12 protein-coding genes are annotated in these 14480 nt (G+C 73.9%); 8 read left to right on the top strand and 4 right to left on the bottom strand.

What is annotated here, in order from left to right; translation table 11 throughout:
* Positions 1-13 precede the first annotated feature (13 nt).
* Positions 14-2410 (top strand): ATP-dependent helicase HrpB, encoded by a 2397-nt coding sequence (gene hrpB / locus PSU4_RS05380; protein ID WP_147102989.1) that lies wholly within the window; start codon positions 14-16, stop codon positions 2408-2410.
* Positions 2411-2547: 137 nt separating this feature from the next.
* The gene (locus PSU4_RS05375) at positions 2548-3618 is read left to right on the top strand and encodes a YlbL family protein (protein ID WP_222596166.1); all 1071 of its coding nucleotides are present in this window, start codon (positions 2548-2550) and stop codon (positions 3616-3618) included.
* A 1-nt stretch (position 3619) separates the two neighbouring features.
* Here PSU4_RS05375 and PSU4_RS05370 read toward each other — a convergent pair whose 3' ends face one another.
* Together PSU4_RS05370 and PSU4_RS05365 are read right to left on the bottom strand one after the other, a co-directional pair.
* On the bottom strand, positions 3620-4528 hold the full coding sequence (locus PSU4_RS05370; RefSeq protein ID WP_147102987.1) for a 1,4-dihydroxy-2-naphthoyl-CoA synthase: 909 nt from the start codon (positions 4526-4528) through the stop codon (positions 3620-3622).
* Between the two features lie 34 nt (positions 4529-4562).
* Complete coding sequence (locus PSU4_RS05365; RefSeq protein WP_147102985.1) at positions 4563-5222, bottom strand: ANTAR domain-containing response regulator; 660 nt, start codon at positions 5220-5222, stop codon at positions 4563-4565.
* Between the two features lie 165 nt (positions 5223-5387).
* Between PSU4_RS05365 and PSU4_RS05360 the strand changes: the two genes are divergently transcribed.
* The 5 genes from PSU4_RS05360 (at position 5388) to PSU4_RS05340 (ending at position 9728) form a co-directional block, all read left to right on the top strand.
* The gene (locus tag PSU4_RS05360) at positions 5388-6320 is read left to right on the top strand and encodes an ABC transporter ATP-binding protein (protein WP_246114949.1); all 933 of its coding nucleotides are present in this window, start codon (positions 5388-5390) and stop codon (positions 6318-6320) included.
* A gap of 2 nt (positions 6321-6322) precedes the next feature.
* Complete coding sequence (locus PSU4_RS05355) at positions 6323-7159, top strand: ABC transporter permease (protein WP_246114958.1); 837 nt, start codon at positions 6323-6325, stop codon at positions 7157-7159.
* Between the two features lie 75 nt (positions 7160-7234).
* Complete coding sequence (locus PSU4_RS05350; RefSeq protein WP_147102982.1) at positions 7235-7954, top strand: DUF998 domain-containing protein; 720 nt, start codon at positions 7235-7237, stop codon at positions 7952-7954.
* 574 nt (positions 7955-8528) lie between these two features.
* Positions 8529-9356: an aldo/keto reductase gene (locus PSU4_RS05345; RefSeq protein ID WP_147102980.1), complete on the top strand. Its 828-nt coding sequence runs from the start codon at positions 8529-8531 to the stop codon at positions 9354-9356.
* 63 nt (positions 9357-9419) lie between these two features.
* The gene (locus tag PSU4_RS05340; RefSeq protein ID WP_147102978.1) at positions 9420-9728 is read left to right on the top strand and encodes an adhesin; all 309 of its coding nucleotides are present in this window, start codon (positions 9420-9422) and stop codon (positions 9726-9728) included.
* Positions 9729-9777: 49 nt separating this feature from the next.
* On the opposite strand, the gene PSU4_RS05335 is transcribed toward PSU4_RS05340, so the two are convergent.
* A complete protein-coding gene (locus PSU4_RS05335; RefSeq protein ID WP_147102975.1) occupies positions 9778-11415 on the bottom strand; it encodes an ABC-F family ATP-binding cassette domain-containing protein in 1638 nt (545 codons plus the stop codon).
* A 17-nt stretch (positions 11416-11432) separates the two neighbouring features.
* Positions 11433-12719, bottom strand: a complete 1287-nt coding sequence (locus PSU4_RS05330) for an aspartate aminotransferase family protein (protein ID WP_147102973.1) — start codon at positions 12717-12719, stop codon at positions 11433-11435.
* A 96-nt stretch (positions 12720-12815) separates the two neighbouring features.
* Here PSU4_RS05330 and menD point away from each other — a divergent pair, with 96 nt between their 5' ends.
* Positions 12816-14447, top strand: coding sequence for a 2-succinyl-5-enolpyruvyl-6-hydroxy-3-cyclohexene-1-carboxylic-acid synthase (menD, locus tag PSU4_RS05325; protein WP_147102972.1), 1632 nt, complete (start codon positions 12816-12818; stop codon positions 14445-14447).
* Positions 14448-14480 lie beyond the last annotated feature (33 nt).

Genomic DNA, 14480 nt, shown 5'->3' with positions numbered 1-14480 from the left:
AGACTTCGTCCCGATGCGCCTGCCCCGACTCCCCGACCTCCCCGTCCGCGAGCACCTCGACGACGTCGTCGCGACGGTCGCCACGCACGGCACCGCGGTGCTCGTCGCCCCGCCCGGCACCGGCAAGACGACGCTCGTCCCGCTCGCGCTCGCGGCGGCCGCCGAGGGCCGGGTCGTCGTCGCCGAGCCGCGCCGGCTCGCCACCCGCGCCGCGGCCGCCCGGATGGCATCGCTGCTGGGTGAGCAGATCGGCAGGACCGTCGGCTACTCGGTCCGCGGGGACCGGAAGGTGTCGGCGGACACCCGCATCGAGGTCGTGACGTCGGGGCTGCTGCTGCGCCGCCTGGCCGCCGACCCGGAACTGGCCGGGGTCACGACGGTCGTGCTCGACGAGTGCCACGAACGTCACCTCGACGCCGACCTGCTGCTGGCCCTGCTGCTCGACGCCCGCGCCGGGCTGCGGCCCGACCTACGGCTGCTCGCGACGTCCGCGACCGTCGCCGCCACCCGGCTGGCCGAGGTGCTGGGCGGCGCGCCGGTCCTGTCCGTCGAGGCGCGCACGTTCCCCGTCGAGATCTCCCACGCCCCGCCCGTGCGGGGGGAACGGATCGAGGCGTGCGTCGCCCGCGCCGTCCGGGGGCTGCCCGCCGACGGTGACGTGCTCGCCTTCCTGCCCGGCGTCGCCGAGATCCGGCGCACCGCCGCCGCGCTCGACGGGATCGACGCCGACGTCCTGCCCCTGCACGGGCGACTCCCCACCGCCGAGCAGGACCGGGCACTCACCCCCGGACCGCGGCGGCGCATCGTGCTGTCGACGGCCGTCGCCGAATCCAGCCTCACCGTCCCCGGTGTGCGCGCGGTCGTCGACGCCGGGCTCGCCCGGGTCCCGCGCGTCGACCACCGCCGAGGCCTCGCGGGCCTGGTCACCGTGCGGGTGTCGGCGGCCGTCGCCGAGCAGCGCTCGGGACGCGCGGGCCGCGAGGCGCCCGGACGGGCCGTGCGCTGCTGGCCCGCCGGGGAGGCGCTGAACCGCTTCCCCGAACCGGAGATCCGCACCGCCGACCTCACCCGCCTCGCCCTCGACCTCGCCGACTGGGGCACCCCCGACGGCACCGGCCTCACCTGGTGGGACCCGCCACCCGAGGGACCGCTCGCCGCCGGCCGCGCCGTCCTGCGCGCGCTCGGGGCCGTCGACGACTCCGGCGCCGTCACCGCCCGCGGCCGCGCCATGGCCGGGCTCGGCCTGCACCCGCGGCTCGCCCGCGCCCTGCTCGACGGCGCCCCCGCCGCCGGGACCCGGCTCGCCGCCGAGACCGTCGCCCTCCTCGACGACGACACCCTCGCCACCGGCAGCGACGTCGACGACGCCCTGCGCGCCCTGCGCTCCGGCCGCGGGAGAGCCGAGGTGCGGCGACTGGAACGGCTCGTCCCCACCACGCCCGGCACCGGGGCGGGGGCCGCGGAGGTCGTCGCCCTCGCCCATCCGGAACGGCTCGCCCGCCGACGCGCCACCGGGGGCGGCGTCTACCTCATGGCGGGCGGCACCGCGGTCGAGGCGCCCGGCGGGCTCGCCGACCACGAGTGGCTCGCCGTCGCCGTCGCCGACCGCACCCCCGGCGCGCAACACGGCCGGGTCCGGCTCGCCGCCGCCGCCGACCGCGAGCTCGCCGAACGCGTCGGCGCTCCGCTGCTCGCCGACGACGACGAGATCGCCTGGGCCGACGGCGACGTCCGCGCCCGCCGCGTCCACCGGCTCGGCGCGATCGTCCTCGACGAACGCCCCCTGCACGATCCCGACCGGGCCGCCGTCCGCGCCGCGCTCCTCGACGGGCTACGCACCGAAGGACTCGGCCTGCTGCACTGGACCGCGCACGCCCGGGCATTGCGCGACCGCGTCGCCACCCTGCACCGCGTCCTCGGTGAACCGTGGCCCGACGTGTCCGACGAGGCCCTGCTCGCCCACCCCGACCGCTGGTGGACCGGCCCCCTCGACCGCGCCCGCCGCCGCGCCGACCTCGGCAAGGTCGACGTCGCGCAGATCCTGCGCGGGCTGCTCGACCCCTCGGTCTCCTACCGTCTCGACGAGCTGGCACCCGAACGCCTCGAGGTGCCCACCGGCTCCAAGATCGCCCTCGACTGGTCCGGCGACCAGCCCGTCCTCGCCGTCAGGCTCCAGGAGGTGCTCGGCTGGACCGCGAGCCCCACCGTCGCCGGCGGCCGGCTGCCCGTCCTGCTGCACCTGCTGTCCCCGGCCGGCCGCCCCGCCGCCGTGACCGCCGACCTCGCCTCCTTCTGGGCCAACGGCTATGCGCACGTCCGCGCCGAGCTCCGCGGCCGCTACCCCAAACACGACTGGCCCGCCGACCCCCTCACCGCCACCCCGTCGCGCGGCACCCGCAGGCGTCGATGAGGCCGCGCGCGGGCTCACACAGGAACGGGTCGTATCGTCCGGGGTGATCAGGCGGTCGGGGGCGCCACCGGAACGCTGCACCCAGGGAGTTCGCACGTGCACGGTCACACCACGACGGCCCGCCGCGGCGGCCTCCGGTGACGGAGACCACCGACGACACCGGCGCGCCCCCACGCACCCGCCGCCGCCCCCCGCCCGGCGCCGTGCGGCTCGTCCTCGCCGCCGTAGGGCTGCTCGCGATCTGCGTGCTCGCCGCGACCGTGCCCGTCCCCATGGTCACGCTCGGCCCCGGGCCCACGTTCAACACCCTCGACACCCAGGACGGCAAACCCGTCGTTGACGTCACCGGCCTGCCCACCTACCCGACGTCCGGGCACCTCAACATGACCACCGTGTCGGTCACCGACGGCCTCACGACGTTCCAGGTCCTGCGCGCCTGGCTCGACCCCCAGCAGCAGGTCGTGCCCCGCAGCGCGATCTTCCCGCCCGGACAGACCCAGCAGCAGGTCGACGCCAAGAACGACGCCGACTTCGCCGACTCCGAGAGCGCCGCCGTGTCGGCCGCGCTCACCTACCTCGACGTGCCCGCGCAGGTCGTCGTCGGCCCCGACATCCAGGGCCTGCCGGTCAACCCCGTCCTGCGCCCCGGCGACCGCGTCGTCTCGGTGCGGGGCACACAGATCGGCCGCATCAGCGACATCCGCACCGCGCTCGCCGGCACCGCCCCCGGCCAGCAGATACCCGTCGAGACGGTCCGTGGTGACGGCCCGGCGCAGACCGTCACCGTCACCCTCATCGACCTCGGCAACGGGCAGGGCGGGCTCGGCATCGCCCCCGTCGCCCGCCCCGCCGGCGACGACAAGATCACCATCTCGCTCAGCGGCGTCGGCGGCCCGTCGGCGGGGCTGATGTTCTCCCTGGCGGTCGTCGACCGGCTCACCCCCGGCGAACTGACCGGCGGCACCTTCATCGCCGGGACGGGCGCGATCGCGGCGACCGGCCAGGTCATGGGCATCGCGGGCATCCCGCACAAGCTCTACGCGGCCAGGGAGGCCGGCGCGACCGTCTTCCTCGTCCCGGCACCCAACTGCGCGGAGGCCCGCGGCGCGGCCCCCGAGGGCATCACGCTGGTCAAGGTCGAGACGCTGTCCGACGCCGTCACCGACCTCGACACGATCCGCACCGGCGGCACGGCCCCGACCTGCTGACTCAGTAGTGCCAGGGGTAGGGCGACCAGTCGGGCTCGCGCTTCTCCAGGAACGAGTCCCTGCCCTCGACGGCCTCGTCGGTCATGTAGGCCATCCGCGTCGCCTCACCGGCGAACAGCTGCTGGCCGACGAGCCCGTCGTCGGCGAGGTTGAACGCGTACTTGAGCATCCGCTGCGCCTGCGGCGACTTCCCGTTGACCAGCGTGGCCCACTCCAGCGCGACCTTCTCCAGTTCGGCGTGCGGCACGACGCGGTTGACCGCGCCCATCTCGTGCATCTGCTGCGCCGTGTAGGGCTGGCCGAGGAAGAAGATCTCGCGGGCGAACTTCTGGCCCACCTGCCGGGCCAGGTATGCGGAGCCGTAGCCGCCGTCGAACGAGCCCACGTCGGCGTCGGTCTGCTTGAAGCGTGCGTGCTCCTCGCTGGCCAGCGTCAGGTCGGCCACCGCGTGCAGGGAGTGCCCGCCGCCCGCGGCCCAGCCGTTGACGACCGCGATCACGACCTTGGGCATGAACCGGATCAGCCGCTGGCACTCGAGGATGTGCAGCCGGCCGGCGCGGCCGCGGTCGACGGTCTCGGCCGTCTCCCCGGAGGCGTACTGGTAGCCACTGCGGCCGCGGATGCGCTGGTCGCCGCCCGAGCAGAACGCCCGGCCGCCGTCGCGCGGGGACGGGCCGTTGCCGGTGAGCAGTACGCAGCCGACGTCGGCGGTCTGCCGCGCGTGGTCGAGCGCGGTGTAGAGCTCGTCGACCGTGTGCGGGCGGAACGCGTTGCGCACCTCCGGCCGGTCGAACGCGATCCGCACGGCGCCGGTGGACACGGCGCGGTGGTAGGTGATGTCGGTGAAGTCGAATCCCGGGACGGCCGTCCAGGCCTCGGGATCGAACAGCTCGGAGACGGCGTCGCTCACGGCTGCCGACCCTACGGCGCGCCGCCGCCGGTGCTCATCGCCGGGGCGTGCCGTCCCCCTCACGGCGGGCCGCCTGCGCCCGCTCGGCCGCCAGCGCGCGGGCCGTGTCCTCGGGGATCGGCCGACCGGCCGACAACGAGTCGACGATCTCGGTGGCGATGTCGCGCAGCTTGCGGTTCACGGCCTGCGAGATGCTGATGAGCAGCCGGAACGCGACGTCCTCGGTGCAGCGGTGGCTCTGCATGAGCATGCCCTTGGCCTGCTCGATCACCGGCCGGCTCCGCAGCGCCGCCTCCAGCTGGTCGACGCGGGCGCGCAGGTCCGCGTCGGGCGGCGGGCCGTTCTCCCGCGCGGGCCCGAGGTCGACGAGGGTGCCGGCGACGGCGGCCGACGAGTCGTCGGCGGGCTCGGGTTCGACGATCACGAGCAGCGTCCGTGAGGCCGCGTCGTCGCCGGCGTGGAACACACCTGCGGCACGGTCGCCGTTCGCGGCGACGTCGAGCAGGGGCATGCTGCCGTCGTCACGGGCTGTGAGGAGTGCGACCGGGTCGACGTCGACGGCCGGGCCGGAAGGCGCCACGGGCCACGAGCAGGCGCCGGTGGAGAGGTCGAGCCGGAACCGGCCGACGTGGTCGGCGACTCGGGATCGGCTCAGTGCCTCGATCGGACGTGACAGATCGAGGTCGTCGGGCATGGGCACCTGTCCAGCGGGCTCGGTCTGATGGTTTCGGACCGCGGGCCTCGCTGCTGGACCTGCGCCGGACGACGTTACCAAGTGGGGTCGGCGGCCTGGTCGACTGCTCCCGTCGTCTGTCTGGATTGTCGGGAAGGTCGCAGTGGTCCTGCTACGGTCGGGGGCATGGCAACGACGCCGGCGGGACCCGCGATCCGGGTCGGTGACCTGCGCATGAACTACGGCCGACACGAGGTGCTCCGCGGCGTCGACCTCGAGATCCGGCGCGGCGAGGTCGTCGCCCTGCTCGGCCCCAACGGCGCTGGGAAGACCACCACGATCGAGATCCTCGAGGGCTTCCGCACCCGGTCCGCCGGCGAGGTCGAGGTCCTCGGCGAGGACCCCGAACACGGCGACGAACGCTGGCGCGCCGAACTGGGCGTGGTCCTGCAGTCGTGGCGCGACCACGCCACCTGGCGCGTCCGCGAGCTCCTCGCCCACCTCGGCGCCTACTACGCCCCCTACGCGACCGCGAGCCACCCGCGGCCCCACCCCGTCGACGACCTGATCGCGACGGTCGGGCTCACCGCCAGCGCGAACACCCGCGTCGGCGCCCTGTCCGGCGGGCAGCGTCGCCGCCTCGACGTGGCCATCGGCATCGTCGGCCGCCCCAGCCTGCTGTTCCTCGACGAACCCACCGCCGGGTTCGACCCCCACGCCCGCCGCGAGTTCCACGAGCTCGTGCACCGCCTCGTCGACGACGACGCCACGACCGTCCTGCTCACCACCCACGACCTCGCCGAAGCCGAGATCCTCGCCGACCGCATCCTCATCCTCGCCGGCGGCCGCATCGTCGCCGACGGCACCGCCGACGCCCTCGCCCGCCAGGTCGCCGGCCGCGCCGAAGTGCGCTGGCGCATCGGTGAGGAGAAGTTCGTGCGCCCCACCGACGACGCCACCGCCTTCGTCCGCGACCTGCTCACCGGCCCCGACGGCGCGGGCGTCGTCGACCTCGAGGTCCGGCGCACCTCCCTGGAGGACACCTACCTGGAGATGATCAGACGCCACGAGCACGGCGACGCCGCCGCGGCCGCTCTGGAACCCGCGGTGGCGTCGTGAGCATGCAGCCGCTGCGCCTGGGACTCGCCCGCGGCTGGGTCACCTGGCGCAGCGTCAACACCACCCGCGAAGGCCTCGCCAACACCATCATCTGGAACGCGCTCCCGCTCGTGTTCCTGCTGATCTTCCGCAACGCCACCATCCCCGGTACCGACATCTCCGTCGGGGTCTCCCTGCTGCCCGGGATGCTGGCGATGCTCGTCGTCTTCTCCGTCATGGGCACCGCCTACTACCTGGCCGCCGAACGCGAGGACGGCACCCTGCTGCGCGCCAAGGCGGTCCCGCGCGGCACCGCCGCCTACGTCGTCGGCCTGCTCACCGTCGCCGTGCTCGACGTCGCCGCCGCCGTCGCCATCGTGCTCGTCCCCGGGCTGTTCATCGTCCCCGGCGTCCCCCTCGGCGACGCCGGCATGTGGCTCGGCCTCGTCGGCTACATCCTGTTGGGGCTCATGGCCTGCGTGCCGCTCGGCGTCCTCATCGGGTCGGTCGTGCGCAGCCCCCGCGTCATCGGCGGGCTCGGGTTCTTCGGCATCACCGGCCTCGCTGCGATCTCCGGACTCTTCTACCCCATCGCCGTGCTGTGGGACTGGGTCCAGTGGGTCGTCCAGATCCTCCCGCTGTACTGGCTCGGCCTGGGCATGCGCTCGGTGTTCCTGCCCGCCGAGGCCGCCGCGCTCGAGTCCGGCGGTACCTGGAACACCCCGCTGACGATCGGCATCCTCGCCGCCTGGGCCGTCATCGGGTTCGTGCTGGGGCCGGTCCTGCTGCGGCGCATGGCCCGTCGCGAGTCCGGGGCCGCGGTGGCCGAACGTCGCCGGCAGGCGTTGCAACGCGTGTGACCGGATCCGCCCCCCGCCCGGGAACTTCCGGACAGGGCCAGGTCGTTGACCTCTCAACGGAGCGGGAGGACGTCGGTGACCGAGCAGAGTGCGGGCGGACAGCCCGGTGGCGACGGCGTCGTCCGTGCCCTCGCCGCGCTCGGCGGGATCGGCGTCGCCGCCGCGATCCTGCTCGTCGGCGCCCTCCACGTCGTCGCCGCCGACCGCGTCGACCCCGTCCGCCGCACCATCAGCGAATACGCCCTCGGCGCCGACGCCTGGATGTTCGACGTCGGCGTCGTCGCGCTCGCCCTCGGCTCCGTCGCGGTCATCCTCGCCCTCACCCGCGCCGACGTGCTGCGACCCCGCTCCGGTGCCACCGTGCTGCTCGGGATCTGGGCCGTCGGGATGCTGACGGTCGTCGTGTTCGAGAAGACCAACTGGTCGATCGGCCCGAGCCTCGGCGGCTACATCCACCGCTACGCCAGCCTCGTCGCCTTCCTCGCCCTGCCACTCGGCGCACTGCTCCTCGCCCGGGCGCAGCGGGGCGTGCCCGGCGTCCTCGCCCACCGGGTCTGGACGCGCGTCCTCGCCCTCGCGAGCCTCGGCTGGTTCCTCCCGATCCTCTGGGGCTTCGCGATGCGCCCCGTCACCGGCCGATCCTGGTGGAACGCCGTGCCCCTGGGCCTCGTCGAGCGCGGCCTCGCCCTGACCGAGGTGCTGCTCGTCGCCGTCCTGGCGCTCTGGGCCGCGCACGCCGCAGGCTCTCGGAGCCGCACCCCGGCCCCCGGCCTCCCCGCCCCCGCCCGCGCCTGAGCCGGGTTGCCGCGCTCCGGTCCCGGCCGAGACCCAAGGTGATCGTCATTCCTGGTGCATGAGCGACAGATTCGTCGCTCCAGGGCCTGAATCAGTGATCACGGGGTGGGCCGTCGCCGGTGCGCCCCAGATGGTGATCACGGTTTGGGGGCCGTTCCTCGGTGCGCCGAGCGGCGTTCCCGGGGTCAGGGGCTCGACCCGGTTGCGCATGTCCCGCCGATGGTGATCACCCCCGGCTCGGCGGCCGGCCGCTGCGGCAGCGCCTTCCTCGATGGCGGGCGCTGAACCCTGCTGCCCGCACCTGGGATGGTGATCGTCAATGCTGGCGGATGGGCGTCGGATTCGACGCTTGAGTGCCTGAAATCGTGATCACTGGGCCTGAGGACTGAGGTACCTGGGCGCCGACCCCGCCGCGGATGTCCCGACGTCGACGATCACCCAGGGCCTCCCAGGTGATCGGCGGTCCTGGCGGATGGGCGCCGGATTCGTCGCTCGTGCGCCGGGAATGGCGATCACGCGGGCGGGCAGCGCGCTCACGCCTGCGGGGTTTCGGCGTCGGGGGTAGAACCGAGCCATGAGCTCTGTCCCGAACCTCACGCTCAACAACGGCGTCGCGATACCGCAGCTCGGTTTCGGTGTGTTCCAGGTCGGCCCCGGGGAGACGGTGGAGGCCGTCGGGCAGGCGCTCGACGCCGGGTACCGGCACTTCGACACTGCCCAGGCCTACGGGAACGAGGCCGAGGTGGGCCGGGCGATCGCGGAGTCGGGCCTCGGCCGCGACGAGGTGTTCGTCACCACCAAGCTCGCCAACGACCGGCAGGGCCGCGACTCCGCGGTGACGGCCCTCGGGGAGAGTCTGGAGAAGCTGGGGCTCGACTTCGTCGATCTCTATCTCGTGCACTGGCCGCGCCCGCAGGCGGACGTGTACGTGGAGACGTGGGAGGGCATGGAGCGTTGCGCGAAGGACGGGACGGCGCGGGCGATCGGCGTCTCGAACTTCCAGGTCCCGCACCTGGAGCGGCTGGCGGCGGAGACGGCGACGGTCCCGGCCGTGAACCAGATCGAGCTGCACCCTTTGCTGAGCCAGAAGACGTTGCGCGCCTATCACGCCGACCACGGGATCGTCACCGAGGCGTGGGCGCCGATCGCGAAGGGCGGGGAGCTGCTGTCCGATGAGCGGCTGCGCGCGATCGGGCGGGCGCACGACAGGAGTGCGGCCCAGGTGGTGCTGCGCTGGCACATCCAACTGGGCAATGTGGTGTTCCCGAAGTCGGTGACGCCGTCGCGGATCCGGGAGAACATCGACGTCGTCGACTTCGTCCTGTCGGACGACGAGATGGCCACCGTGAGCGCCATGGACGCGGGGACGCGCCTGGGGCCGGACCCTGACCGGTTCGGCTGAATCGACGTGACCGGCCGCGCAGGAGGGGTGCGAGGTCCGGAGCACGTGCCTACTGTGGGGTGAATGTTGGCAATCACCGAGACAGCGGCAGAGGCCATCAAGTCCCTGACGGCTGATGCGGAACTTCCCGACGGTGGTGGTCTGCGCATTGCGTCCACCGAGGAGGACCAGGGTCTGGAGCTGTCGCTCGCGGCCCAGCCGGTCGAGAGTGACACGGTCCTCACGGGTGACGGCGTGACGGTGTTCCTGGAGACATCGGCCGCGCAGGTGCTCGACGACAAGGTCCTGGATGTGCAGCCCGTCGAGACCCCGCAGGGGGAGGAGCTGCGTTTCGCGATCGGCCCGCAGGCCGAGCCGTCACCGGAGTCCTGACCGACCATCCATCAGCGCAACGGCGCCGACCCGACAGGTCGGCGCCGTTCTACTTCTCGGTGACCTGTCCGGCGTCGACGTGCCAGCGTCTCGTGGCGCGGACGGTGTCGAGCATGCGGCGGTCGTGGGTCACGAGCAGCACGGTGCCGGGGAAGTTCTCGACGGCCTGTTCGAGCTGCTCGATGGCGGGCAGGTCGAGGTGGTTGGTGGGCTCGTCGAGCACCAGGAGGTTCACCTCGCGGGCCTGCAGCAGCGCGAGGGCTGCGCGGGTGCGCTCCCCGGGCGAGAGTGATGACGCGGGGCGGGGCACGTGTTCGCGGGTGAGCCCGAACTTGGCGAGCAGTGTGCGGACGTCGGAGTCGGCCCAGTCGGGTACGGCTTCGCCGAAGGCTCGTGCCAACGAGGTGTCGCCGAGGAAGAGTCCGCGGGCCTGGTCGACCTCCCCGACCCGCACGCCGCTCCCCATTCCGGCGGTGCCGGAGTCGACCGGGATGCGGCCCAGCAGGGCGGCGAGCAGCGTCGACTTGCCGGAGCCGTTGGCGCCGGTGACGACGACACGGTCGGCCCAGTCGACCTGCACCGTGACGGGGCCGACGATGAACGACCCCCGCTGCACGACGGCCGAGTCGGCGTAGGCGGCGACGGTGCCGGAGCGGGGGGCGGCGGCGATCGTCATGCGCAGCTCCCACTCCTTGCGGGGCTCCTCGACGACGTCGAGCCGCTCGATCATCTTCTGCGTCTGCCGGGCCTTCGCGGCCTGCTTCTCGCTGGTCTCGGCGCGCTTGTTGCGGCCGACCTTGTCGTTGTCGGTGGATTTGCGACGGGCGTTGCGCACACCCTGGGCCATCCAGTTGCGCTGCATCTGGGCGCGGTCCTTGAGCCCACCGAGGGTGTCGGCGTACTCCTCGTAGGCCTCGCGGGCGTGCCGACGGTTCACCTCGCGCTCGGCGAGGTAGCTGTCGTAGCCGCCGTCGTAGACACCGACCTGCTGTTGGGCGAGGTCCAGCTCGACGACGCGGGTCACGGTGCGCGCCAGGAACTCCCGGTCGTGCGAGACGATCACCGCAGGCGACCGGAGCCCGGTGACGAAGCGTTCGAGACGTTCGAGGCCGTCGAGGTCGAGGTCGTTGGTGGGTTCGTCGAGCAGCAGGACGTCGTAGCGCGACAGCAGCAGCGCGGCGAGACCCGCCCGGGCGGCCTGGCCGCCGGAGAGCGCGGTCATGGGGGTGTCGAGGTCGACGCCCAGGCCGACCTCCGCGCACACCGCACCGGCGCGTTCGTCGAGGTCGGCACCGCCGAGGGCCAGCCAGCGGTCGAGCGCGGTGGCGTAGAGGTCGTCGGCGCCGGCGGTGCCGTCGGACAGCGCCGCCGCGGCCCCGTCCATCTGTTCCTGGGCGGCGGTGACGCCGGTGCGCCGGGACAGGAACGCGGCGACGGTCTCGCCGGGTCGGCGGTCGGGTTCCTGGGGCAGGTGGCCGACGGTCGCGTCGGGTGGGCTGAGCGCGACGGTGCCTTCCTCGGGCCGGTCCTCACCTGCCAGCAGGCGTAGCAACGTCGACTTGCCGGCGCCGTTGGCACCGACCAGCCCGACGACGTCGCCCGGGGCGACGACGAGATCCAGCCCGGAGAACAGGACGCGGGCGCCGTGGCCGGCGGCGAGATCGGTGGCCTGCAGGGTCGCGCTCATCAGGACGCGAAACTACGTCACCGGGCAACCGCCTTGGTCAAGGCCTGGTCCAGGATCTCCAGCCCGAGGTCGACCTCCTCGTCGGCGACGGTGAGCGGCGGCGCGATCCGGAACACCCCGCCCATGCCCGGCAGCTGCACGACGTTCATGTGCAGCCCCAGCGCCAGGCACTCGGTGGTGACGGCGCGGCCCAGCTCGTCGGCGGGCTCCTTCGTCGCGCGGTCGGTGACGAGCTCGATGCCCTGCAGCAGGCCGCGACCGCGGACGTCGCCGATGCACTCGTGCCGGGCCGCCAGCTCCAGGAGCCCGGCGCGCAGCCGTTCCCCCAGCTGCGCGGCCCGCGCGACCAGGCCCTCGCGGCGCACGACGTCCAGCACCGTCAGCCCGACGGCGGCGGGCAGGGGGTCGGAGACGTGCGTCGTGAAGAAGAGGAAGCCGCGTTCGTGGCAGCGTTCCTCGATCTCCGCCGACGTCACCACCGCGGCCAGCGGCAGGCCCGCGCCGAGGGTCTTCGACAGGGTGAGGATGTCGGGGACGACGCCGTCGCGTTCGAACGCGTACATGGTGCCGGTGCGGGCGATGCCGGTCTGGGCCTCGTCGAGAACCAGGAGCATGCCGCGCTCGTCGCACTTGCGCCGCAACGCCGCCAGGTATCCCGGGGGCAGCTCGATGACCCCGCCCGACGACAGGATCGGCTCCACCAGGCACGCCGCGAGGGCGCCCGCCGACTGCCGGTCGACCAGGTCCCACGCGACGTCGAGCTCGGTGCGCCAGTCGTCGCCGAACACGCTGCGGTAGGTGTAGGGCGCGGGGATGGCGATGTTGCCGGGGATCGGCGGGCCGTAGCCGCGGCGCCCCGCGCTGTAGGTGGCCGACGCCGCGCCGCCCGTCATCCCGTGCCACGACTGCGCGAAGCTCACCACCTCCCAACCGCCCGTGCAGAGCTTCGCCATCTTGAGCGCGGCCTCGTTGGACTCCGCACCCGTCGTGAGCAGCAACGACCGCTCCAACGGCGTGGGCAGGCTCGCGGCGAGCTCCCGCGCCAGGTCCACCACGGGCCGCGACAGCATGCCGCTGAACAGGTGGTCGAGGGTGGCGACGGAGTCCCGGACCGTCGCCACCACCGCGGGATGGGAGTGCCCGAGGACGGCGCTCATCTGGCCCGACGTGAAGTCGAGGATCGCCCGGCCCGCGGAGTCGTACACGAACGACCCCGCCGCCCGCTCGATCACCACCGGCGAGAAGGCCCCGCCGTACCGCACCAGGTGCCGCTCGGCGTCGTCCCAGAACCCGTCCGTGCCCATGAACACCCCCTGTGAGTGGCGATAGTCGCTATAGCGACTATCGCCACTCACGACACTAGGCGGCCCGCACGTTGGTGCATTCGTAGAATCGGCGGGATGAACCCCTCGACGGCCCAGGCCCGGGTGATCGTCGACGAGCTGGTGAGATGCGGCGTCGTCGACGCCGTGCTGTGCCCGGGTTCGCGCAACGCCCCGCTGGCGATGGCCCTGCACCGCGCCGACACCGACGGCCTGCTCCGCCTGCACGTCCGCATCGACGAACGCACCGCCGGGTTCCTGGCCCTCGGCCTCGCCCTGCGATCCGGGCGCCCGGTCCCCGTGTGCACGACGTCGGGCACCGCCGTGGCCAACCTGCACCCCGCGATGCTGGAGGCGTCCTACGCGGGCGTCCCACTCGTCGCGCTCACCGCCGACCGGCCGCCGGAGCTCCTCGGCACCGGCGCCAGCCAGACCGTCGTCCAGGACGGCATGTTCGGCGACGCCGTGCGGCACCGCGCCGTGCTCGCCGTCGCCCGCGGACAGGTCGGGGAACAGGGCCGATGGCGGTCCGCGGTGGACCGGGCCGTTGCCGCCGCACTCACCTCCCGCGGCCCGGCACACCTCAACGTGCCCTTCGCCGAACCCCTCGTCCCCGACGACGATCCGAGTTGGCCGGAGCCGCTCGACGGCCGTGCCGGTGGCCGCCCGTGGACAGCCGTCGGCACCCGGCGTCCCGCACCTGCGGAGCCGCTACCGCTCGACCCCACCGCGCCCACCCTCGTCGTCGCCGGACCCGGAGCGCCTTCCGGGTTGACGCTCGACGGGCTGCCCGTTGTCGCCGAACCGTCCTCGGGCTACTGGGACGCAGGCCTGCGGGCAGGACCCTGGCTCGTCGGCAATCCGGCGCTGCGGCCCGCGCAGGTCGTCGTCGCCGGCAGGCCCACGCTGCACCGGCCCGTCCAGCGCCTCCTCGCCGACCCCGACGTCGCCGTCTACGCGATCGACGACGGCACCCCGTGGACCGACGTCGCCGCCACCGTCCGCGGCACCGGGTGGCTCCCGACCCTGCGCGCCGACCCGGCGTGGCTGCACCGCTGGCGCACCGCCGACCGCGTCGTGAGCGCCGCCCTCGACACCGCCCTCGACGACCACGACCCGCCCACCGGCCTCCGCCTGGCCCGCGCCCTGGCGGCCGCCGTGCCCGACGGGTCCGCCCTCGTCCTGGGCTCCTCGAACCCGGTGCGCGACATGGCACTCGCCGCTGCCCCGCGGGCCGGGCTGACCGTCGTCTCCAACCGGGGGGTCGCGGGGATCGACGGGACGGTCTCCACCGCCACCGGCGTCGCGCTCGCACACGACGGCCCGGCCTTCGCGCTGCTCGGCGACCTCACGCTGCTGCACGACACCACCGGGCTCGTCCTGGGCCCCGGCGAACCCGCCCCCGACCTGACCTTCGTCGTCCTCAACGACCGGGGCGGCGGCATCTTCAGCCTGCTCGAGCAGGGCGCCCCCACGTACGCGACCTCGTTCGAGCGGGTCTTCGGGACGCCGCACACCGTCGACGTCGCCGCCCTCTGCGCCGCAATGGGTATCGCCCACACCGCCGTCGACGACCCCGCCAAGCTCCCCGAGGTCCTGAGCGAACCGGCGGGCAGAATGCTGGTGGAGGTCCGCGCCGAACGCCGCGGTCTGCGCGACGGCCACGCCCGCCTCCGCGCCCACCTCGACGCGGCCCTCGCCGCCCTCTGACCGCCCCGCGCGCAACCTCACGGTCGTGCCGAC

Origin of the sequence: Pseudonocardia sulfidoxydans NBRC 16205 (assembly GCF_007989085.1) — a bacterium.
GTDB lineage: Bacteria > Actinomycetota > Actinomycetes > Mycobacteriales > Pseudonocardiaceae > Pseudonocardia > Pseudonocardia sulfidoxydans.
Note: the sequence above shows the minus strand (reverse complement) of the source record. Positions and strands in the feature narration are given on the sequence as shown.